This is a genomic window from Pseudomonas syringae group sp. J248-6, assembly GCF_032586995.1.
Lineage (GTDB): Bacteria > Pseudomonadota > Gammaproteobacteria > Pseudomonadales > Pseudomonadaceae > Aquipseudomonas > Aquipseudomonas amygdali.
Map to the genome: position 1 here is coordinate 68979 of NZ_JAWHOP010000014.1, position 20726 is coordinate 89704.

The window sequence follows — 20726 nt, forward strand, 5'->3', positions numbered from 1 at the left end:
ATGTCCGCTCCTGTTGCTGCTCCTGTCGTCAAACCTGTTGAAATCAAGAAAAGCCTGATAGATGCCGTGGTCGCGGGGCTGCTGGCACTGATCGTGTTCGGTCCCATCGTCGGGATTGTGCTCGATGGCTACAGCTTCAACCTGCAACCCACCCGCGTGGCCTGGCTGGTGGCCGTGGTCATGGTCGGGCGATTTCTGATCAGCCTGTTTCTGCAAACACCCAAAGGCATACGTGTTTCCCAGAGCTTCGAAAGCTCCGACTCCGGCGTGCATGTGCTCAAGCCTGATCACAAATCCCGCCTGTACTGGATCATTCCGCTACTGATCGTGATTGCCATCGTGTTTCCGATCTTCGCCAACAAGTACATTCTGACCGTGGTTATTCTCGGGCTGATCTACGTATTGCTGGGGCTTGGCCTGAATATCGTGGTCGGCCTGGCCGGCCTGCTCGATCTGGGCTACGTGGCGTTCTACGCCATCGGAGCCTATGGTCTGGCGCTTGGTTATCAGTACCTTGGCCTGGGCTTCTGGTCGGCGCTGCCGCTGGCGGCAATTGCGGCGGCACTGGCCGGATGTATTCTGGGCTTTCCGGTGTTACGCATGCATGGCGATTATCTGGCCATCGTGACGCTGGGGTTCGGGGAAATCATCCGTCTGGTGCTGAATAACTGGCTGTCGTTCACGGGCGGTCCGAATGGTGTGCCGGTCCCGTCACCGACCTTTTTCGGCCTGGAGTTCGGGCGTCGTGCCAAGGATGGTGGCATTCCGATTCATGAATATTTCGGCTTCGATTACAACCCGGACCTGAAATTCCTGTTCATCTACACCGTGCTGTTTCTTGTCGTGCTGGCCGTGTTGTTCATCAAACATCGTCTGACTCGCATGCCGATCGGCCGCGCCTGGGAAGCCCTGCGCGAGGACGAGATTGCTTGCCGTTCGATGGGCCTCAATCACGTACTGGTCAAGCTCTCGGCGTTTACCATCGGTGCTTCGACGGCGGGACTGGCCGGGGTGTTTTTCGCCAGCTATCAGGGCTTCGTCAACCCGACGTCATTCACCTTCTTCGAGTCTGCACTGATTCTGGCGATTGTGGTGCTGGGCGGTATGGGGTCGACCGTAGGGGTGGTTATCGCTGCGTTCGTGCTGACCGTTGCGCCTGAACTGTTGCGCAGCTTCTCCGAGTACCGGGTGCTGCTGTTCGGCATCCTGATGGTGTTGATGATGATCTGGCGCCCACGCGGGCTGATCCGCATCAGCCGCACTGGCGTAAAACCGCGCAAGGGTGCGCTGGTGACAGAAGGAGGTGCGCGATGAGCAATGAAGTGATTCTTTCCGTCGAGCACCTGATGATGCACTTCGGCGGCATCAAGGCTCTCAGCGATGTCAGCCTCAAAGTCCGCCGCAACTCTATCTTCGCTCTGATCGGCCCCAACGGCGCAGGCAAGACCACCGTGTTCAACTGCCTGACCGGCTTCTACAAGGCCACAGGTGGACGCATCGAGCTGCATACTCGTGGCAAGACCACCAATGTGATCAGGCTGCTGGGCGAGCCGTTCAAGGCAACCGACTTTGTTTCGCCGAAAAGCTTCTTCAGCCGGGTGTACTACAAAATGTTCGGCGGTACCCATCTGGTCAACAGGGCAGGGCTGGCGCGTACGTTTCAGAACATTCGTCTGTTCAAGGAAATGTCGGTCGTTGAAAACCTGCTGGTTGCCCAGCACATGTGGGTCAACCGCAGCCTGATCAGCGGGATCCTCAATACCAAAGGCTATCGCAAGGCCGAAGAGGATGCGCTCAATACGGCGTTCTACTGGCTGGAAGTCGTGGACCTGGTGGACTGCGCCAACCGTCTGGCCGGAGAGCTGTCATACGGGCAGCAACGGCGCCTGGAAATCGCCCGGGCCATGTGCACGCGTCCGCAGGTGATCTGTCTGGATGAACCGGCTGCCGGTCTCAACCCGCAGGAAACCGAGGCGCTCAGCGGCATGATCCGCCTGCTGCGCGATGAACACGACATGACCATTGTGCTGATCGAGCACGACATGGGCATGGTCATGGGCATTTCCGACGATATTGTGGTGCTTGACCACGGCAACGTGATTGCCATGGGCGGGCCGGAACAGATCCGTAACGATCCGAAAGTGATCGCCGCGTACCTGGGCGCTGATGAAGAGGAGTTGGTATGAGTAAGCCGATCCTCGAACTGAAAGAGATCGATGTGTTTTACGGGCCGATTCAGGCCCTCAAGAAAGTCTCGCTGCACATCAATGAAGGCGAAACGGTGAGCCTGATCGGCTCCAACGGTGCGGGCAAGTCCACGCTGCTGATGTCGATCTTCGGCCAGCCGCGCGCTGCCAGCGGGCAGATCATCTATCAGGGTACTGACATCACTCAGAAGTCTTCGCATTACATTGCTTCCAACGGTATTGCTCAGTCGCCGGAAGGGCGGCGGGTGTTCCCCGACATGTCAGTCGAGGAAAACCTGATGATGGGCACCATCCCGATTGGCGACAAGCATTCGGCCGAAGACATGCAGCGCATGTTCGAACTGTTCCCGCGCCTCAAGGAGCGCCGCAACCAGCGCGCCATGACCATGTCCGGTGGCGAGCAGCAAATGCTCGCCATCGCCCGCGCGCTGATGAGTCGTCCCAGGTTGTTGTTGCTTGATGAGCCGAGCCTGGGGCTGGCGCCGATCATCGTCAAACAGATCTTCTCGACCCTGCGCGAGCTGGCGGCCAGCGGCATGACCATCTTTCTGGTCGAGCAGAACGCCAACCATGCGCTGAAACTGTCTGATCGCGCCTATGTGATGGTCAATGGCGAGATCCGACTGTCCGGCACGGGCAAGGAATTGCTTGTAAATGAAGAGGTCAGGAACGCTTATCTGGGCGGACACTGAGTTCGTCAAAACCCTGCCGTTTTTGACGCGCGCCCCGAATGTGTAAACATCCGGGGCGTCGCTTTTTGCAATTGTGGAAAACAATTTTGACGGCGCTACCAGGTGCGACATAAAACCGCTGCAAATGGTTGTTTTGTCACTGTTTTGACTTGTTCAGGTTTACTGTGGAACCGGCTGTTAATAACTTGGGAGTATGTGCCTGAAGGCCTTTATGCATAAGGCCTGTAGAGGATTGATTAAATTTTGATCAAGGGTTTTGGACTGGCTTTCAGGGGTGTTTGTCAACAGCATTGAAGCTGGTCGTTCATACAGTTTTTTCAGTTACACAGCCTGTGGATAAGTCTGTTAACAAGCCTTGGAAATAGTGATCCAGCCGTTACTGCGTCTGGGCTACAGGCCATCACGGTTTTCTGACGCCTGGTGGCGTCCTGGCAGTATCGGGCAAAGTCAAGGTGAAAACTTCTCCGGATCTGCTGCAAGCCCCGAACGACGGGACTTTCAGCGTTACCGACTTGCCCCCAGAGATTGTGTGTCTGACTGTGGATAAGGTGGGCAAAACTGCCTGCAAGGCCCGTGGCGTATGGCTCGGCTTGAGTTGGTTGTTTTTTGTACAAATACACTGGGTTGTTGCATCGACGTGCCGCTGACGGGCATTCTGCTGCCCTCGTCAGAACTTATTAACAGGTGCGCTGTTTTTCGCGCCAGGTCAGGAGAACGAAATGACTTCCACTGTATTCATCACGGGCGCTACTTCCGGTTTCGGTGAGGCCTGTGCCCGCCGTTTTGCCGAAGCAGGCTGGTCGCTGGTATTGACTGGCCGTCGCGAGGACCGTCTTGCCGCGTTGAGCGCCGAGCTGTCGAAGCAGACCAAGGTGCATACGCTGGTACTGGATGTGCGTGACCGCAAGGCAATGGAGAGTGCCATCGCAGATTTACCTGAAGAGTTCGGCAGCATTCGCGGGTTGATCAACAACGCCGGTCTGGCGCTGGGGATCGACCCTGCGCCCAAGTGCGATCTGGATGACTGGGACACCATGATCGACACCAACGTCAAAGGTCTGGTTTACACCACACGCCTGTTGCTTCCACGCCTGATTGCGCATGGTCGCGGCGCAAGTATCGTCAACCTGGGCTCGGTAGCCGGCAACTATCCTTATCCGGGTGGTAACGTCTACGGTGGCACCAAGGCGTTTGTCGGGCAGTTCTCGCTGAACCTGCGCAACGATCTGATCGGCACGGGCGTGCGAGTCACCAACCTTGAGCCCGGGCTGTGCGAGAGTGAGTTTTCGCTGGTACGTTTCGGCGGGGATCAGGCCAAGTACGATGCGACCTACGCAGGTGCCGAGCCGATTCAGCCTCAGGACATCGCCGACACCATCTTCTGGATCATGAACACGCCAGCGCACGTCAACATCAACAGCCTGGAACTGATGCCCGTCAGCCAGACCTGGGCCGGTTTTGCGATTGATCGTAACCGCGGTTGATTGCTTGCTGATCGGGCCGCACAGGTGGTGCGGTTCGATCGATCAGTCTTCTACAGGCGTCGGCGGCGGGAAAGCGTTCACGAAGCGGTTCTCGACAAAGTCAGCCAGCCCGATGTAACAGGTTGCCAAGTGGTAAGGCGTGGTCGACGGCATGTCGCTGCGGCTGACTGCGCCATCGGGCTCTACACACTCGTTCCAGCCTTTGGCATGCAGGAAGCGCTGCGCAAAGGCTGACATTTGCGCAGTTAAACTCGCCTCGCACTCTGGCTGCATGGCCATGGCTCGCAGGTATTCCGCCTGAGCCCAGATTCGCTGGGTGGCATCGCGTATCGTGCCATCAAGTGTCAGCATTGCAGTCACTGCGCCGCTCTTTGGCTCGACGCCCTGTGCCTGAGCGTAGGCAAACGCGCGGGTCATGGACTCGTGCAGCTCGCGCCCGTGCAGCTCTGGCGACGATTGCAGCAGGAAGAACCATTCGAACTGATGACCTGGCTCGTACCAGTTATCCACAGCGCCCAAGGGTTTCTCCAGCATCACGCCGGTGGCGGTGTCGACAAAGCGGCGCTGCATGTGGATAACCAGGGCGTCCAGCGCTGACTGGGTTGCAGGGTCGGCGCGCACCGACAGCGTCGCCAGAAAGGCCTCTGCCAGATGCATCAAAGGGTTCTGGAGCGGGCCGGTGCCCAGCGTCGACCAGTCTTCATCGAGTTGCGCTTCGTACAGCCCGTCATCGTCGGCAAAGCGCTCCGCTACAACACTGAGTGCCGCATTGAGCACGGACTCTGCCAGCGGGTCCTGCACCTGCGCCCAGTAATGTGCGCAAGCGAAAATAATGAAGGCATGAGTGTAGAGGTCCTTGCGGCGATCCAGAGGTTTGCCCTGTGGATCGATGCTATAGAACCAGCCGCCATGCTCGGCATCGTGGAAGTGCTGTTGCAGGGAGCGAAACAGCTCACCGGCGCGGGCTCGGGCGTTCGGCACTTCGACGTTATCGATAAGGCTGGAAAACAGAAACAACTGACGTGCACAGGCCATGGCGCGATAGCGTTGCGGCGCTAGAGGCTGATCGTTGGCGTCAAGCGCTTCGTAAGGCAATGCCAATTGTGCGTTCCAGCCAGGGCCCTGCCAGAGCGGAACGACGACCTGCAGAAAGTGCTGCTGCAAGGCAGCGAACACCGAGGTCAATTCAGGCGTGGAGGCGGAGCGGGTCACATGGGGCATCGGCTGGCATCGCGGCAGTGTCGAAGTGCGCAGCATGTTATCAGGATTGCTGCATGCGGGGTCGGGGTGATCGTTCCTCACGCTCGGCGCGTGAGGAACCTCTTTCAGTCAGCCAATCAACGCCAGCCGCTCATTGATCGCCGCTTCGATCCCTTGGGCGTCCAGCCCGCACTCAGCCAGCATCTGCGCAGGCTTGGCATGCTCGACGTAGGTGTCCGGCAGGCCCAGGTGCAATACCGACTTGAGGATATTGGCGCGTGCCAGAAACTCACTGACCGCAGCACCGGCACCGCCCATCACTGCGTTCTCTTCCAGCGTAACCAGTAGTTCGTGACCGGCGGCCGCCTCTCGCACCAGAGCCTCGTCCAGCGGCTTCACGAAACGCATGTCGATCACCGTCGCATCCAGCTTTTCGGCCACCACCAGCGCATCGGCCAGTTGCACGCCAAACACCAGTATCGCAACGCCCTGGCCCTGACGACGCACAACGCCCTTGCCGATTTCGACGGGGTCAAGACCTGCCTCGATCAACGCGTTCGGACCGGTGCCGCGTGGGTAGCGCACTGCCGCAGGGCCTGTGTGCAGGTAACCGGTGCTGAGCAGCTTGCGTAGTTCGTTTTCGTCACTCGGCGTCATGACCATCATGCCGGGGATGCAGCGCAGGTAGGACAGGTCGAAGCTGCCTGCGTGAGTCGGGCCGTCTTCGCCCACAAGCCCGGCGCGGTCGATGGCGAACAGTACGTCGAGGTTCTGCACCGCGACGTCATGCACCAGTTGATCGTAGCCGCGCTGCAGGAAGGTCGAGTAGATAGCCACGACCGGCTTGCTGCCTTCACAGGCCATACCGGCCGCCAGCGTTACAGCGTGTTGTTCGGCGATGGCAACATCGAAGTAGCGTTCTGGAAAGCGCTCGCTGAATGCCACCAGGTCCGAGCCTTCCTTCATGGCTGGCGTGATGCCGACCAGCCGCGAATCAGCCTCGGCCATGTCGCAGATCCACTGGCCGAACACTGCGGAATACTTCGGTGCACTGATTTTTTTCGGGGCGACAGGCGCATTCAGCGGCTCAAGCTTGGTAATGGCGTGATAACCGATCGGGTCGACTTCGGCTGGCGCAAAACCTTTGCCCTTCTTGGTGACCACGTGCAGAAACTGCGGGCCTTTCAGATCACGCATGTTGCGCAGCGTGGCGATCAGAGTCGGCAGGTCGTGGCCATCGATAGGGCCGATGTAGTTCCAGCCCAGCTCTTCGAAAAGCGTGCCCGGAACCAGCATGCCTTTGGCGTATTCTTCGGTGCGACGCGCGATTTCCCAGGCACCGGGCAGGCGCGAAAGCACCTTTTTGCTGCCTTCGCGCATACTGCTGTACGTGCGGCTGGAAAGAATCTTGGCCAGGTAATTCGACAGACCGCCGACATTGCGCGAGATCGACATGTCGTTGTCGTTGAGAATCACCAGCATGTCGGCTGCCACTTCCGGCGCGTGGTTCAACGCTTCGAAGGCCATGCCGGCAGTCAGCGCACCGTCGCCGATCACGGCAATCGATTTACGCTCGCTGCCTTGCAGGCGCGAGGCAATCGCCATACCGAGGGCGGCGCTGATAGAGGTGCTGGAGTGCCCGACGCCAAAGGTGTCGTACTCGCTCTCGCTGCGACGCGGAAAGGCCGCCACCCCATCCTTCTGGCGCAGGGTGGACATGCGCGCGCGACGGCCGGTGAGGATCTTGTGCGGATAGGCTTGATGACCCACGTCCCACACCAGACGGTCGTCCGGGGTGTCGAAAACGTAATGCAGCGCGATGGTCAGCTCGATGACCCCAAGACCGGCACCAAAATGCCCTCCGGTCTGGCCAACGGAATACAGCAATTCCAGGCGCAGTTCATCGGCCAGGGTTTCCAGCTCGGCTTCGCCCAGACGGCGCAGGCCGTGCGGGGTATCGGCTCGGTCGAGCAACGGCGTGACCGGGCGCTCGCGGGGGATCTCTTTGAACGTCGTGGGCATCAGGCGAATCGTTATAAGTAAAAGAGGCGGCAGTTTACCTTATGCATCGCAAGCTGCCCATGAAGTGCGTCGGCGGATGGTCCGCCGACTCACACGCTTAATGACTGAGACCTGACGAACCGTGGTTGATTCAGCAGATTTCCGGCTTCGGTGACGGTGATCAGTGGCGGCGTTCGACGATATAGCGTGCCAGCTCGCGCAACGGCTCTGCGGCGGCATCGAACGGGCTCAGCGCCGTCAGCGCCTGATCACGCAGTTCCAGTGCATAGTGCTTGGCCGCTTCCAGGCCCAGCAACGCAGGGTAGGTCGGCTTGTCGCGGGCGATGTCGGCACCCTGACGCTTGCCGAGGGTCGCAGTATCGCTTTCGACATCGAGAATGTCGTCCTGAACCTGAAAGGCCAGACCGACCGCGCGCGCATAGACCTGCAAGGCGTCAAGACGGGGCTGATCGGCTTGACCGCTGGCCAGTGCGCCAAGCCGGACGCTGGCTTCGATCAACGCACCGGTCTTGTGCCGATGCATGTATTCCAGCGCGGCCTGATCAAGCTTCAGCCCCACAGAGCCCAGATCGATCGCCTGCCCGCCCACCATACCTGCCGGGCCGGCAGCGGCTGCGAGGGTGTTGACCATCTGCAGACGCGTTTCAGCATCGCGTGAGGTCAGGTGCGGCGCGAGCAGCGCAGTGAACGCCAGGCTTTGCAGGCCGTCACCTGCCAGGATCGCGCAGGCTTCATCGAAGGCCTTGTGCGTGGTCGGCTGGCCGCGACGCAGGTCGTCATCGTCCATCGCCGGTAAATCGTCGTGCACCAGCGAGTAAGCATGAATCAGTTCAACCGCACAGGCGGCACCGTTGGCATCTTCGGCTACGCCACCCAGCGCTTCGCAGGCCGCGTAGGCCAGCAGCGGGCGCACGCGCTTGCCGCCGTTCATCACGCTGTAGCGCATGGCTTCGTAAAGGCGGTTCAGCTCAGGGCTCGGTGCCTGAAACAGTTTTTCGAGTGCTGCGTTGACGCGAGTCTGGCTTTGCGCTTGATAGCTCGCGATCATTCGGGAAGTTCCGCATCGTCGAACGGCTCTTCGCTCAGTTCACCATCGCGCTCCAGCAGTACCTGAACCTTCTGTTCGGCCTGGGTGAGGGCGCTCTGGCAGTCGCGGGTCAGGCGTACGCCTTGCTCGAAGGCGGTCAATGAGTCTTCCAGCGACAACTCGCCATTCTCCAGCCGCTCTACCAGCGCTTGCAGGTCAGCGAGTGACTGTTCGAAATCCAGTGCAGCTTTCTTGCGGGCCATGGGGGCATTTCCGGTAGAGGTTAAACCGCGCGACACTAGCAGAGCGAGGGCTTCTGGGCAAATAACGGCGACGGAGCAATGCCAGGGCAGCAGTTGTCAGGATTAACCCGCAGCGAACCCGTTCTGCAGGTCTGCGATCAGGTCTTCCGGGCTTTCCAGGCCGACCTGTAGCCGCAGCATCGGGCCGATGCCGCGGTCAGGGCCATATTGCTCGACTTCAGTGATCAGGCTTTCAAAACCGCCCCAGGAGTAACCAATCCCGAACAGTTTCAACGCGCCGGTAAATCGGTCCAGCACCTGCCGGTCAACGGCATGGAATTCGAAACTGAGCAAGCCATTGCAGCCATGAAAATCGCGCTTCCAGATGGCGTGCCCCGGATTGCCCGGCAATGCGGGATACAGCACGCGGGCAACCTGAGGCTGGTCCTGCAGCCATTGCGCGATCTGCAGCGCATGGCGTTCGTGCATGGCCATGCGCGCCGCCAGGCTGCGGGCACCGCGCAGCACCAGATACGCGTCGTCGGGGCTGACGGTATTGCCCACGGCGGTATTCATGGTCTTGAGGGTTTTCCAGTGCGCTTCGGTGGTGCTGACGCTGCCCATCATGACATCGGAATGCCCGGCCACGTATTTGGTCAGGGCCATCAGGGAAATGTCCGCGCCCAGCTCCAGCGGCTTGTAAAGAATTCCCGAGCCCCACGAGTTATCCACAGCCAGCAGTAGATTCCTTGCCTTGCACACCTGTGACAGGGCAGGCAGGTCGCACATGTCGAACGTCAGCGAACCGGGCACTTCAGCGTAGATCATCCGTGTGTTGGTCTTGATCAGCGATTCCACATTGCTGCCGTCGGCCGAGTAGAAATCGAACTGGATGTCGAAGGCCGTCAGCATCGTTTTTGCCAGGCGCCGAACGGGGCCGTACACCGATTCAGTAATCAGCACGTGGTCGCCTGGGCGCAGAAACGATTGAAACATCTGCGCCACTGCTGCCAGCCCGGTTGGGTACAGGCAAGTACCGTGCGCGCCCTCAAGCCCGGAAATCAGATCCTGCAAGGCAAACGCCGTCGGGTTGCCGTTGGCACCGTAGGTCAGCGAGCGCTCTGGCCCTGTGGTGCGAATTTCTGCCTCGCGCAAACTCTCCAGACTGTCGAACAGCACCGTGCTCAGACGCACGACCGGCGGGTTGACCGCAAGCCCAGGCCCGCTGCTGGCGCTGCGGCCGCGTTGCGACAGGGCGGTGTGGGCGCGAGGGTCCTTATCGTGCGGCATTGGAGGCTCCAGTCAGGGAAAGGGCAAGCAGGCAGACTGCCGCTCAGGCACGCACAAGCGTAATGCATCGTGCGTCTGGCAGGTATCACTGATCGTTCAGCGCAGCGCTCGCGTAGAACTCATGCAGCTTTGCCTGCAATAGCTGCCTGTCCGGCAAGCGGGTCTGATACTCGGCAATCAGCGCGGGTGAAAGCGAGCGGTTCAGGGCGTACTCGACCACTTCATCGTTTTTGCTGGCGCAGAGTAAAACGCCGATGGCCGGGTTTTCATGGGGTTTGCGTACCTTCCGGTCCAGCGCCTCAAGATAAAAGTCCAGCTTGCCCAGATATTCTGGCTCAAAGCGGCCGACCTTGAGTTCGATGGCAACAAGGCAGTTGAGGCCGCGATGGAAAAACAGCAGATCCAGTGCAAAATCCTGACCGCCGACCTGCAACGTGTACTCGGAGCCGACAAAACAGAAGTCGCGGCCCAACTCGATCAGAAAATCCCTCAGGCGTTGCAGCAAACCGCGATGCAGGTCGGCTTCGGCGTGTCCCGATGGTAGCTCGAGGAACTCCACCATGTAGGCATCACGGAACACATCCAGTGCTGCCGGTCGGGTTTCCTTGAGCATTGCCGAGGCTTTGGCTGGCTGGGTGATACTGCGCTCGAACAAGGCGGTCTTGAACTGGCGCTCCAGCTCGCGTTTTGACCATCTCTCCTGAGTTGCCATTTTCAGATAAAACTCGCGTTCTTCAGGGCGCTTGCTCTGGCTGAAAATGATCAGGTTATGGGATCAGGATAATTGTCGCGCCAGTGGTGCGACTTTCTCTTCTGCGCGGTAAATCTCATAGAACTGACGCATGCGAAACAGGTTGCTGCGCGTAAACCCGCGCAGTCCTGGCTGGGTTACAGCCAGATGCTCGGCAAGCTGGCTGACCACCGCGTCACCCCATTCGGCGTTTTCAATCTTGCGGCTGATGTAGGCGCCTACCTGCCAGTAAAGCTCGATCAGGCGAGTGTTGACCGCCTGTGCAGCTTGCTGTCGAGCGCCCTGAATCATTGCGAGCACTTCATCAAAGCGATCATTTACAGGCGTATGCGGGGCATTGGGAGTACTCATGCTGCAAGTACTCCACTGCGTGGGAAACCGGTGTCGAGTTGCAAGCGAAAATCTGGATGGGCAGTTGTCCGGCTCATAGGGCGCGTCCTTGGGCAGTGGCTAAGGACGCTACTTTACGTTCAGATCACGACTGTCCGACCCAGAATCTCTTTTGAGTTTGTAGCACCAGGTTTCTGTTTGCGCAGGCCTTGACTTGCGCCTTATTTATCCAGGTCGGACGCCTGATGCCGCTCCGGCACCTGGTCCGCCTCTTCGCCCCAGGTGCGGTTGACCTTCTGGCCTTTGATGACGGCAGGGCGCGCGGCGATTTCTTCCGTCCAGCGAATCAGGTTCGGGTATTCGTGCACCGACAGGAACTCGGCGGCCGAATAAACCTTGTTCCTTACCAGCGCGCCATACCATGGCCAGACCGCGATATCGGCAATCGTGTAGGTGTCGCCAGCCAGGTAGCGGTGCTCGCCCAGTCGACGGTTCAGCACATCGAGTTGGCGCTTGGCCTCCATCGCGAAGCGATTGATGGGGTATTCGAGTTTCTCCGGCGCGTAGGCGTAGAAGTGCCCGAACCCGCCACCCAGGTAGGGCGCCGCGCCCATCTGCCAGAACAGCCAGTTCAGCGTTTCGGTACGGCCTGCCGGGTCGGCGGGCAGGAAACTGGAAAACTTCTCAGCCAGGTACAGCAGAATCGAACCGGACTCGAATACCCGGACAGGTGTTTCATGGCTTCGGTCCAGCAACGCAGGGATCTTGGAGTTGGGATTGATCTCGACAAAGCCGCTGGAGAACTGATCGCCCTCGGAAATGCGGATCAGCCAGGCATCGTATTCCGCGCCGCTATGCCCCAGCGCCAGCAGCTCTTCGAGCATGATCGTGACCTTCACCCCGTTGGGTGTGGCCAGAGAATAAAGCTGCAGTGGGTGCTTGCCGACGGGCAGTACCTTGTCATGCGTGGGACCGGCTACGGGCCGGTTGATGCTGGCGAACGTACCGCCTGCTTTTGTTTCCTGCTGCCATACCTTCGGCGGGGTGTAAGGGGTTTGGGTCATGAGTAGCCTCGCTTGTTCAAGGGTGATCGCTGGACCGGTCGTATTGCGAATGACCATTGACGTTATAGATCAACGTGCGCGGATGGAAGTGCCTTGCGATTCTGATCGAGCGTGGCGAGGCCTCGAAAGGGCCCTTTAGCTGCCGCCGGTAGTTTGTGGAATATTCCTACAGTAACTAAGGCGTCGCCCTATAGCTGTAACTCTATGAAAGAAGAGAACATATGCCCGCAGCATGAGGCCATAAGGTTATCCATTTATGATCTTGATTGTCAAAATCGTTCTCTGATCTACCTGTCAATAGCTGGATACCGTATGTCGTCATCTCGCAGCACAAGCTTTATAAAATGGCGTGACCTGATCATCAATCTCGTGTCCAAGGAAATTAAAATCCGTTACATGGGGGCGACGTTGGGCTTCGTTTGGTCATTGGGAAATCCGCTGGTTGTTACACTTACGTATTACACGGTCTTCACCTATATCCTGCCCAGCAATCAGGACCGCTTTGCGCTTCATCTGGTAACAGGTGTCGTCCACTGGATGCTTCTGGCACAAATAGTTTCACAGAGCGGGGAATGGCTCATCAATAATGGCAACCTCATTCGGAAGTTACGCTTCCCGCGTATATTGCTACCCGTCTCCGGAGCATTGTCGATTGCTGTGTTCTGGGCGGGCTGCATGCTCGTGTATGTATTGTTATTCCCCATGCTGGGTGGTGTGTTTTCACACGCGCTGTTTTTTTATCCCATTGTACTGATTGCGTTCATGGCGCTCATCATGGGGTTCGGTCTGGCGCTTAGCATCATTCAGGTAACGGTGAGGGATGCAAAACACTTCATCGACGTATTTCTGCCCTTGCTGTTCTGGTTGACGCCAATTGTGTGGGTCACCTCCGCGCTGCCCGAAGGTATCGCCAGCATAGCGGCCTACAACCCGGTAGCTCTTTATTTCGATAGTTTCAGCAGCATTTTGCATGCTGGTGTGGTTCCAGACACCCGTGATCTGCTGCTTTGCGTGTTGATGGGGGCCGCCTCGTTGCTCATCGGCCTGCTGATATTCAGAAAGGTCGACGACGTGGTGGAGTATTTATGAGCCGCGTCGTCATCAAGGCGGAAAACCTTACCAAGCAGTTCACTCTTCGCCACAACAGGGGCGGTTTGAAAAGCAAGTTTCTAGGCCTGTTCGATGCTCGATACCGTGAGCATGCCGAAACGTTCATGGCAGTCAGCGACGTGTCGTTCACCTTGCATAAAGGGGAGTCGCTTGCACTTGTGGGACATAACGGTTCAGGTAAAAGCACGCTCCTACAGCTGGTTTCACGCATCCTTGTTCCCACCAGCGGACGTTTGACTACGGTGGGCCGTGTAGCCCCTTTAATAGAAATCGGTGTGGGCTTTCACCCTGATCTGACAGGGGAAGAGAATATCTATCTCAATGCCAGCCTGTTCGGGTTAAGTAACAGGGAAGTACGTTCGCGTTTCAACGAGATCGTGGATTTTTCCGGGCTTGGAAACTTTATTGATACGCCGGTGAAGAACTATTCGTCGGGTATGTACATGAGGCTGGGTTTTTCGGTAGCGGTTCATGTTGAGCCACAGGTCCTGCTGGCTGACGAAGTGCTTGCTGTGGGGGACGAAGAGTTCAAACGCAAATGCCACGAGCGAATTCGCACTTTGCAGGATGACGGCATGGCCCTGATTCTTGTTACTCACGCGGTAGAAGAGGGGAAAGCGTTTTGTCAGCGTTATTTGACGCTTGAGCGTGGCCGGATAATCGAACACGGTTGTTATTGATTCATTGCAGTCAGCGCCACTTCGTCAACTTCAAATTACCCATTCAAAAGGGATTTTCATGCTGCAAATTATCGTTCCGATGGCGGGTGCCGGGAGTCGCTTTGCGGTCGCGGGCTACACCGATCCCAAGCCGTTGATCCCTGTGCACGGTGTACCGATGATCAAGGTCGTGATTGACAATCTGACGCCGGATTGTCCGCACCGATTCATCTTCATCTGTCAGGCGGATCAGGTCGCAACCTATTCGCTGAGGGAAAAGCTTAATGCCTGGGCACCTGGATGCGACATCGTCGAGCTTGGTGGGCTGACGGGGGGCGCCGCGTGCTCCGTTTATGCCGCCAGGCACCTGCTCGACTATAGCCAGCAAGTGATGATTGCCAACAGCGACCAGTATGTCGATGTGGACATAAACGCTTATCTGCAGGCAATGAACGAGGGTGACGCAGCGGGCTTGATCATGACGATGAAAGCCAGCGATCCGAAGTGGTCGTTTGTGGGCTTCAGTGCAGAAGGCCTCATCACCCGCGTAGTGGAAAAAGAGGTCATCTCTGACGAAGCCACTGTTGGCATCTACAACTTTCGCAATGCAGGTCAGTTGATATCGGCCATCGAGACGATGGTCATGAAAGATCTTCGCGTCAATGGCGAGTTCTATGTTGCGCCAGCGTACAACGAGATCATCGGACGCGGTGCCAAGGTGATTCATTACAGTATTGGTGCAGAAGGTCATGGCATGTACGGCCTGGGTATACCGGCAGACCTGAACCAATTCCTGTCGTTGCCGCTGAGCAGGCAGGCAGCCTCGGGAAGACAGGCCTGACATGCACATCATCAGCCATCGCGGCTACTGGCTGCAAAAGCCGCAGCGCAATTTGCCCGAAGCATTTCACCGATCATTCGACCTTGGTTTCGGCACAGAGACCGATGTCCGTGATGTAGCGGGTCAACTGGTTATTTCTCACGACATGCCCGTCGGCGGCGAGCTGACGCTTGATGGGCTGCTCGACATCATGGCGGGTCGTAACCTGCCACTGGCCATCAATATCAAGGCTGATGGCATGGCGCAGGCGCTCGCCAAAACCTTCGCTCGATACGGTCATACCAACTGGTTTGCCTTTGATATGGCGGTACCGGACATGCGCAGTTACTTTCACGCGAATGTCATTACTTACACCCGGCTCAGCGAAGTCGAACCGTCCCCAGCCTGGATCGAACAGGCATCAGGTGTCTGGCTTGACGGTTTTGAGGGGGAATGGTTTTCCAGTCAGGTTATTGGCGATCTTCTATCTCAGGGCAAGCAGGTGTGTGTGGTATCTCCCGAGTTGCACGGGCGTGAACATGGCGGCCTATGGCAGCAATTGCTTGAGCTCGAAGCGCACAACGGTTTAACGATTTGCACTGATATTCCCGCAGACGCAGCCACTTTCTTCAAGTGAGGCAATCATGATCAAGGCAGTGATATTCGATATGGATGGCGTCCTCATTGAAGCCAAGGAATGGCATTACGATGCACTGAACAAAGCCCTCGGCCTGTTCGGTTACAACATCAGTCGCCATGAACACCTCACCGCCTACGACGGTCTGCCCACCTCGCGCAAACTCGACATGCTGAGCGTCGAGCGCGATCTGCCGGTGGCGTTGCACGCATTCATCAACGAGATGAAGCAGCAGTACACCATGGAGATCGTGTACGCCCAGTGCAAGCCGACGTTTGTGCACCAGTACGCGTTGTCATCGTTGAAAACAATGGGCTACAAGCTGGCGGTTGCATCCAACTCCATTCGCAACACAGTGGAGGTCATGATGAACAGGGCAGATCTGGAGCGATACCTCGATTTGCAGCTCTCCAACGAGGATGTCAAACATGCCAAGCCAGCTCCCGATATCTACACCAAAGCCATCAGGCAACTGGGGCTGAAGCCCGAAGAGTGTCTGATCGTCGAAGACAACGAAAATGGTATCAAAGCCGCCAGAGATTCCGGCGCCCATGTTCTGGTCGTGGCTGAAACCTGCGATGTAAACCTCAATAACATCCTTGGCAAGGTCGAAGAGATCAACGTCGACAAGGTGGCTAGCCTGTGAGCGCATTGAACATCATTCTCCTGTCGGCAAAGAAGGGAGAGACGCCGCCCAACGACGGCGAGTACCCCGAATATCTGTGCGAATGCAATGGCAAGCCACTGATTCATACGCTGATCGACAACTGTGCCGCGCTTGAGCCGCGCAGGATCATCTGCACATTCTCGAACGACGATGTCACCCGGCTGCACCTTCGCAACATGGTCCAGCAAATGCACCCAGCGGCCAGTGTTCTGCCCGTTCATAAAGTCACCCGGGGTGCCGCCTGCACGGCGCTTCTGGCGAGCGGGCAAATCGACAACGATGATGAGTTGTTGATTCTCAGTGTCAGTGATTTTCTCGCTATAGAGCTGCTCGATGCCGTGCGTGCGTTTCGGGACAACGATGAAGATGCCGGCGTGGTTATCTTCAATTCACTGCACCCTCGCTATTCATTCGCACGTCTGGATAGCAACTGCCGGGTCATTGAGGCTGCCGAAAAAAATCCGATCAGTCGCCACGCCATTGCAGGTGTGTACTGGTTCAAATCCGGCTCGCTGTTCGTGGCGGCGGCGAAAGAGATGATTCGCAAGGATGCCAGGGTCAGTGACAACTTCTACATAGCACCCGCCCTCAATGAGCTGGTGCTGTTACAGAAAAGAATCGGTGCCTACCGGATCGAACCCAATCAGTACCGGCCGCTGAAAACCAATAGTCAGCTTCACGCTTTCGAAGCAGGAGAAATGCGATGAAAACGGCAAGACTGCAAGACATGGTCAAAGGCTGGTTTGTGGGCGGCTTCGAGCCTGCTGCTTTCAGTACCGAGTCCTGTGAGGTCGGGGTCAAGACTTACACGGCAGGCGAAAAGGAAGCAGCCCATTACCACAGGGTTGCCACCGAGATCACCGTGCTCATTTCCGGGTCCGTCAACATGCGCGATCAGGTCTGGCATGCAGGCGACATCATTGTTCTGGAGCCGGGGGACATTACGGCGTTCGAAGCGCTCACTGATGCAACCACCGTTGTCGTTAAGGTGCCCGGCGCGCTTGCCGACAAGTACGTCGTCTGAACCATGAAAACTACTCATCTCCAGCACCATCCAAGCCTTGGTTACCTGGCAGCGGGCAGCCTGCGTAACCTTCCGGTGGGCCTGCTGCTGCCCCATGAATGTTCAGGTTTTGTTTCGTTCCGCGCCCATCCGTTTCGCAAGCCGGAGCGGGTAATCAAAAACCTGCATGCCGCCCAGCGTCCGTTATCCATGTATGGCGCGGGTAGTTACTGCTTTTATGGTGTCCAGAGTGATTCACCGCTGGCGCCACTGCTGCTGTGGGACGGTGCCCACTTTCTGAATGTTGGCGAGAAGATTACAGTTATCGAAGACACTGAGTTTGAGTGCTATCTGGACCGTGAATATTTTGCCGGATCACTCAAGGTAATCGAACGCTCGGCCACCTCTGTCACCTACAAAAAGGTAGCAAGGCTGGCGGCGGAATCCGATGACGATCTTGATGGCTGGAGCTTTTGCCTTCCTGTAGGGCCAGGAGACGCCACGGTTCTGAATGCGGTAGTGAAGCGCATTCTGGAAATCGATGTTCCGCGCAAAGAGATACTTCTGTGCGGCACGCCGGGAAGCAACTTCGCCTATTTCGACAAGGTCCGCCTCGTGGGGCAGGACATTACCGCTCCGCCAGTGCAGATCTGCAAGAAGAAAAATCGTCTCGCTCTGGAGGCTGGATTCAGCAATCTCGTGATCCTGCATGACCGCGTATTTCTGCCCAGGAATTTTGGAGAAATCGTACGTCGCTTTGGTCCGCGCTATCCGTTGATGACACTGCAAAGCATGTTTTTCGACAATCGGCTCAGTATGCACCCTCGCCGCTATTCGGATTACGGCATGGCCATGGAGCAAGTTGCGCAGGGGCTGCTGGGGCTGCACCGTACCAGCGGTAATGCGCAGGCTATTGCCCCGTCAGTATTCTCGGAAGTTGACCGGACCGGGTTCTGTTTCGCCAGCCCGATGCGCCACAACAGCGACGCCAGTTACCCCACAGGCAGCCTCTATATTTGCCGTAAGGATGTGTGGAATGCCTGCCCTCTGGACGAGTCTCTGCACTGGGTGGAATACGAAGACATCGAGCATGCGCTACGAGCGTCCCGAGCGGGTATTCCGAACCGTATAAACCCTTTCGGTATCACTCAGTCAGTGACCTCCCGAGCACTGCTGGGAGGCAAGGCTTCGGTCGAATCCGTTGACGGATGTCTCGGAATATCCGGGCCTTGTTATGTGTCCCTGCTGAAAAAGAAACCTCTTTTGAACCTGTCTGCCGAGACCGCACTGGTCAGATTGCGGCAATTCGCTGACAAATACCTGGCCAATCCGTCGGCGGTCATTATTCCAACCGGTCTTGATTGCATCTCTGTCCGAGCCTGGATTGAACTGATCGATCACATCGCTCAACAGTCCTCGTTCAGAAATGATATCGACGCAGTCAAAGAGTTTCTTGCTGATTTCGAGCGGCTGATGCTGTTCGATCAGCTAACACAAACCCGACAGGCGTTTCTGGTCAATCGCTTCCTTGCAGACCCTGTGCTGGCCAAGCAGACGCTGATCACCCAGAGCTGTGAAGTGCGCAATATGTTGCGTCAACGCAGTACGCAGGCATGGTTTGTTCGTCAGCAGGATGATTACTTTCACCACCACCTCCTGTCGCTCCCGGGTATTTTGATTTCGGCGGTTCGTACTTACAGAAACAACGGGAAAATCTTCTATTTTGAAAGCGTGTGGGCTGCGGTGAAGGCTATCTACAACTCCACTCCCTTCAAGTCCTATGCCAGAGGTTCAAAATGAAGATATTCGTCGTGTCTCATTTGAGCCCCAGGCCGGCCAGTCATGAGCTGATCTGTCAGCTGTCCCACATCCAGCACGCGTATAGAAAGACTATCCCGGTGGTTGTCATCGATGACCGCTACAACCTGACCGAACTGCCCATCAGCGATCTACCGACGGACCACGTCCAGTTCAGTCTGGAAGACTTCCTTCACGAGAATGGCCTGAGCGGCATCGTGGCGAACAGCGTTGCGCTTCATATGGATAAAGTCGAGAGCGCATGGGTACTGATTGATTTTGGTCAGCATGACTCGGCTACCTGCATGGACTTCATCCAGAAAATGGCTCGCTACAACTATTTGAGCCCAAGGCTTCGAAACCGAAACATCGTGATCATGGTGCCTGCCATGCACCTGGGTATCTATTCGCGAACCCTCAATGCGTCGTTCAATAACCTGCCTTCAAGCACAACAGCCGCAGCTCATTCGGCTCAAATCGGGAGGTTATTCATGGTCACTCGTCTTGAGACGGTGCTGATCAGCCTGCCAATGCTGGCCGGAGTCCTGCGTCGAATGCATCGTCTCTTCCTGCGCGTTTTTCGGCGTGCTGCGAGATTCACCTGACTGATCTGTTTTTCTTGTCGTCATCTCCCATTAAAGGTTAAGAACATGCCTCATCTTGTGGCCGTTGATTCCAGAAAAATCAGCGTGGTTATCCAAGGGCCTCTTTATCGCAACCTGAGCCCCCAGCGGAATATCTTCGCCTGTATCGCATCGGTCAGGGCGCACCTGCCGCATGCCGAGGTTATCGTCTCTACCTGGCGTCATGAAGATACCTCTGCGGTTGAGGTGGATCAGCTCATCATGTCGGATGATCCGGGTGCCTTCGTCGACGATGCCGGTAATCAGATCAACATCAATCGCATGCTGCGATCGACGTTGTGCGGTATTCAAGCCGCCTCAAGACCGTATGTCATGAAGATGCGCGCCGACCACAACCTGACCAGCCCTGCACTGGCTGTCATAGGTCAGCCAGATGATGCCGAGCCTGGCGAAACACGGCTGTTCGAGACGCCCATTACCACCACGACGCTCTACATTCGTGACCCTGAACGGTTACCGATGTTGTTCCACATATCGGACCTTGTTCAGTTCGGCACGCGTGATGCGATGCTCGCCATGTGGGAGCAACCACTATTCGAAAGGGACGCGCTTTTCAATGACAAGCCGTCTCGCAACCCGTTTGGCAACTTCATTGGCTACACGTCTGCACGCATGGTGACCGAGCAGGCGCTGATGCTGGGTGTCATGCGCAGGAAGGGCATTGACGCCCGGCTTGGACGACCTTGCGAGGTAGGGCTGAGCAATCTGAAGTTATGGGACAACGTCTTGAGGCGCAACTTCAGAGTCCTGAATCACTCCGAGGCTGGCGTAGACTTCCCGGAACGCTTTCTAACCAGTCGCCGCGTATTGAGCACACTCTACAAGGCCTCCGCGATAGAGCAATTGCAGGGTCTTGATCCGAAGCGCTACAGGCTGAGAATAGCGCGCATATGGCTCAATCAGTACTTGCTGACCTGCCTGCGGCCCGGCTGGTGGGTGTCCTTTGCGACCATCGTGCTGTTCAGCAGCTCGCCGACCTTTGCCAAGCGCGTTCGCTCGTACTGGCGCACGCTCAGGAAGGTAGCGCATGCGGAGTCCTATCGGGTCTAGCCATCCCGACCCCGAGCACTTGCACAACTT

General features: G+C 57.2%; 20 protein-coding genes and 1 pseudogene. 14 read left to right on the plus strand and 7 right to left on the minus strand.

What is annotated here, in order from left to right:
- From livM to RYC17_RS18180, 4 genes are all read left to right on the plus strand, one after another.
- Nucleotides 1-1314, plus strand: a complete 1314-nt coding sequence (gene livM / locus RYC17_RS18165) for a high-affinity branched-chain amino acid ABC transporter permease LivM (protein ID WP_002551845.1) — start codon at nucleotides 1-3, stop codon at nucleotides 1312-1314.
- The gene (locus RYC17_RS18170; RefSeq protein WP_003376366.1) at nucleotides 1311-2186 is read left to right on the plus strand and encodes an ABC transporter ATP-binding protein; all 876 of its coding nucleotides are present in this window, start codon (nucleotides 1311-1313) and stop codon (nucleotides 2184-2186) included. The genes livM and RYC17_RS18170 overlap by 4 nt, the downstream gene beginning before the upstream one ends.
- On the plus strand, nucleotides 2183-2899 hold the full coding sequence (locus RYC17_RS18175; protein WP_058401227.1) for an ABC transporter ATP-binding protein: 717 nt from the start codon (nucleotides 2183-2185) through the stop codon (nucleotides 2897-2899). Before RYC17_RS18170 ends, RYC17_RS18175 begins: the two co-directional genes overlap by 4 nt.
- 719 nt (nucleotides 2900-3618) lie before the next feature.
- Nucleotides 3619-4383, plus strand: coding sequence for an SDR family oxidoreductase (locus tag RYC17_RS18180; protein ID WP_005742971.1), 765 nt, complete (start codon nucleotides 3619-3621; stop codon nucleotides 4381-4383).
- Between the two features lie 42 nt (nucleotides 4384-4425).
- On the opposite strand, the gene RYC17_RS18185 is transcribed toward RYC17_RS18180, so the two are convergent.
- The 7 genes and pseudogenes from RYC17_RS18185 to yghU all read right to left on the minus strand — a co-directional run bounded on the left by RYC17_RS18185 (nucleotide 4426) and on the right by yghU (nucleotide 12309).
- Nucleotides 4426-5640: an AGE family epimerase/isomerase gene (locus RYC17_RS18185; protein ID WP_316890185.1), complete on the minus strand. Its 1215-nt coding sequence runs from the start codon at nucleotides 5638-5640 to the stop codon at nucleotides 4426-4428.
- A gap of 72 nt (nucleotides 5641-5712) precedes the next feature.
- Entirely contained in the window at nucleotides 5713-7605 is a 1893-nt protein-coding gene (gene dxs / locus RYC17_RS18190) for a 1-deoxy-D-xylulose-5-phosphate synthase (protein ID WP_316903969.1), read from the minus strand.
- A 160-nt stretch (nucleotides 7606-7765) separates the two neighbouring features.
- The gene (locus RYC17_RS18195; protein ID WP_058401230.1) at nucleotides 7766-8653 is read right to left on the minus strand and encodes a polyprenyl synthetase family protein; all 888 of its coding nucleotides are present in this window, start codon (nucleotides 8651-8653) and stop codon (nucleotides 7766-7768) included.
- Nucleotides 8650-8895 carry an exodeoxyribonuclease VII small subunit gene (locus tag RYC17_RS18200; RefSeq protein WP_002551852.1) on the minus strand — a complete coding sequence of 82 codons (246 nt, stop codon included), beginning with the start codon at nucleotides 8893-8895 and terminating at the stop codon, nucleotides 8650-8652. The genes RYC17_RS18195 and RYC17_RS18200 overlap by 4 nt, the downstream gene beginning before the upstream one ends.
- Nucleotides 8896-8997: 102 nt before the next feature.
- Nucleotides 8998-10164 (minus strand): cystathionine beta-lyase, encoded by a 1167-nt coding sequence (gene metC / locus RYC17_RS18205; protein WP_058401231.1) that lies wholly within the window; start codon nucleotides 10162-10164, stop codon nucleotides 8998-9000.
- An 85-nt stretch (nucleotides 10165-10249) separates the two neighbouring features.
- Nucleotides 10250-11266, minus strand: a pseudogene (locus tag RYC17_RS18210) (PDDEXK nuclease domain-containing protein).
- Nucleotides 11267-11466: 200 nt separating this feature from the next.
- The gene (gene yghU, locus RYC17_RS18215) at nucleotides 11467-12309 is read right to left on the minus strand and encodes a glutathione-dependent disulfide-bond oxidoreductase (protein WP_010211665.1); all 843 of its coding nucleotides are present in this window, start codon (nucleotides 12307-12309) and stop codon (nucleotides 11467-11469) included.
- Nucleotides 12310-12621: 312 nt separating this feature from the next.
- Between yghU and RYC17_RS18220 the strand changes: the two genes are divergently transcribed.
- The 10 genes from RYC17_RS18220 to RYC17_RS18265 are packed head-to-tail and all read left to right on the plus strand — an operon-like array spanning nucleotide 12622 to nucleotide 20696.
- Entirely contained in the window at nucleotides 12622-13398 is a 777-nt protein-coding gene (locus tag RYC17_RS18220) for an ABC transporter permease (protein WP_316903971.1), read from the plus strand.
- Nucleotides 13395-14099: an ABC transporter ATP-binding protein gene (locus RYC17_RS18225; RefSeq protein WP_316903973.1), complete on the plus strand. Its 705-nt coding sequence runs from the start codon at nucleotides 13395-13397 to the stop codon at nucleotides 14097-14099. Before RYC17_RS18220 ends, RYC17_RS18225 begins: the two co-directional genes overlap by 4 nt.
- Nucleotides 14100-14157: 58 nt before the next feature.
- The gene (locus RYC17_RS18230; RefSeq protein ID WP_058401234.1) at nucleotides 14158-14919 is read left to right on the plus strand and encodes a glycosyltransferase family 2 protein; all 762 of its coding nucleotides are present in this window, start codon (nucleotides 14158-14160) and stop codon (nucleotides 14917-14919) included.
- A 1-nt stretch (nucleotide 14920) separates the two neighbouring features.
- Nucleotides 14921-15535: a hypothetical protein gene (locus tag RYC17_RS18235; protein ID WP_058407852.1), complete on the plus strand. Its 615-nt coding sequence runs from the start codon at nucleotides 14921-14923 to the stop codon at nucleotides 15533-15535.
- A gap of 7 nt (nucleotides 15536-15542) precedes the next feature.
- Entirely contained in the window at nucleotides 15543-16181 is a 639-nt protein-coding gene (locus RYC17_RS18240) for an HAD family phosphatase (protein ID WP_316903976.1), read from the plus strand.
- Nucleotides 16178-16909 carry a glycosyltransferase family 2 protein gene (locus tag RYC17_RS18245; RefSeq protein ID WP_316903978.1) on the plus strand — a complete coding sequence of 244 codons (732 nt, stop codon included), beginning with the start codon at nucleotides 16178-16180 and terminating at the stop codon, nucleotides 16907-16909. The genes RYC17_RS18240 and RYC17_RS18245 overlap by 4 nt, the downstream gene beginning before the upstream one ends.
- Nucleotides 16906-17226, plus strand: coding sequence for a hypothetical protein (locus RYC17_RS18250; protein ID WP_058401238.1), 321 nt, complete (start codon nucleotides 16906-16908; stop codon nucleotides 17224-17226). Before RYC17_RS18245 ends, RYC17_RS18250 begins: the two co-directional genes overlap by 4 nt.
- A 3-nt stretch (nucleotides 17227-17229) precedes the next feature.
- A complete protein-coding gene (locus RYC17_RS18255) occupies nucleotides 17230-19005 on the plus strand; it encodes a hypothetical protein (RefSeq protein WP_057402873.1) in 1776 nt (591 codons plus the stop codon).
- Nucleotides 19002-19607 carry a hypothetical protein gene (locus tag RYC17_RS18260; protein ID WP_058401239.1) on the plus strand — a complete coding sequence of 202 codons (606 nt, stop codon included), beginning with the start codon at nucleotides 19002-19004 and terminating at the stop codon, nucleotides 19605-19607. Before RYC17_RS18255 ends, RYC17_RS18260 begins: the two co-directional genes overlap by 4 nt.
- A 45-nt stretch (nucleotides 19608-19652) precedes the next feature.
- Entirely contained in the window at nucleotides 19653-20696 is a 1044-nt protein-coding gene (locus tag RYC17_RS18265) for a WavE lipopolysaccharide synthesis family protein (RefSeq protein ID WP_316903980.1), read from the plus strand.
- Nucleotides 20697-20726: the final 30 nt, after the last annotated feature.

Excerpts from the sequence above, each read along its gene's own strand:
- livM (WP_002551845.1), top strand. The coding sequence starts at position 1 with ATGTCCGCTCCTGTTGCTGCTCCTGTCGTCAAACCTGTTGAAATCAAG.
- RYC17_RS18170 (WP_003376366.1), top strand. The coding sequence starts at position 1,311 with ATGAGCAATGAAGTGATTCTTTCCGTCGAGCACCTGATGATGCACTTC.
- RYC17_RS18175 (WP_058401227.1), top strand. The coding sequence starts at position 2,183 with ATGAGTAAGCCGATCCTCGAACTGAAAGAGATCGATGTGTTTTACGGG.
- RYC17_RS18180 (WP_005742971.1), top strand. The coding sequence starts at position 3,619 with ATGACTTCCACTGTATTCATCACGGGCGCTACTTCCGGTTTCGGTGAG.
- RYC17_RS18185 (WP_316890185.1), bottom strand. The coding sequence starts at position 5,640 with ATGCTGCGCACTTCGACACTGCCGCGATGCCAGCCGATGCCCCATGTG.
- dxs (WP_316903969.1), bottom strand. The coding sequence starts at position 7,605 with ATGCCCACGACGTTCAAAGAGATCCCCCGCGAGCGCCCGGTCACGCCG.
- RYC17_RS18195 (WP_058401230.1), bottom strand. The coding sequence starts at position 8,653 with ATGATCGCGAGCTATCAAGCGCAAAGCCAGACTCGCGTCAACGCAGCA.
- RYC17_RS18200 (WP_002551852.1), bottom strand. The coding sequence starts at position 8,895 with ATGGCCCGCAAGAAAGCTGCACTGGATTTCGAACAGTCACTCGCTGAC.
- metC (WP_058401231.1), bottom strand. The coding sequence starts at position 10,164 with ATGCCGCACGATAAGGACCCTCGCGCCCACACCGCCCTGTCGCAACGC.
- yghU (WP_010211665.1), bottom strand. The coding sequence starts at position 12,309 with ATGACCCAAACCCCTTACACCCCGCCGAAGGTATGGCAGCAGGAAACA.
- RYC17_RS18220 (WP_316903971.1), top strand. The coding sequence starts at position 12,622 with ATGTCGTCATCTCGCAGCACAAGCTTTATAAAATGGCGTGACCTGATC.
- RYC17_RS18225 (WP_316903973.1), top strand. The coding sequence starts at position 13,395 with ATGAGCCGCGTCGTCATCAAGGCGGAAAACCTTACCAAGCAGTTCACT.
- RYC17_RS18230 (WP_058401234.1), top strand. The coding sequence starts at position 14,158 with ATGCTGCAAATTATCGTTCCGATGGCGGGTGCCGGGAGTCGCTTTGCG.
- RYC17_RS18235 (WP_058407852.1), top strand. The coding sequence starts at position 14,921 with ATGCACATCATCAGCCATCGCGGCTACTGGCTGCAAAAGCCGCAGCGC.
- RYC17_RS18240 (WP_316903976.1), top strand. The coding sequence starts at position 15,543 with ATGATCAAGGCAGTGATATTCGATATGGATGGCGTCCTCATTGAAGCC.
- RYC17_RS18250 (WP_058401238.1), top strand. The coding sequence starts at position 16,906 with ATGAAAACGGCAAGACTGCAAGACATGGTCAAAGGCTGGTTTGTGGGC.
- RYC17_RS18255 (WP_057402873.1), top strand. The coding sequence starts at position 17,230 with ATGAAAACTACTCATCTCCAGCACCATCCAAGCCTTGGTTACCTGGCA.
- RYC17_RS18260 (WP_058401239.1), top strand. The coding sequence starts at position 19,002 with ATGAAGATATTCGTCGTGTCTCATTTGAGCCCCAGGCCGGCCAGTCAT.
- RYC17_RS18265 (WP_316903980.1), top strand. The coding sequence starts at position 19,653 with ATGCCTCATCTTGTGGCCGTTGATTCCAGAAAAATCAGCGTGGTTATC.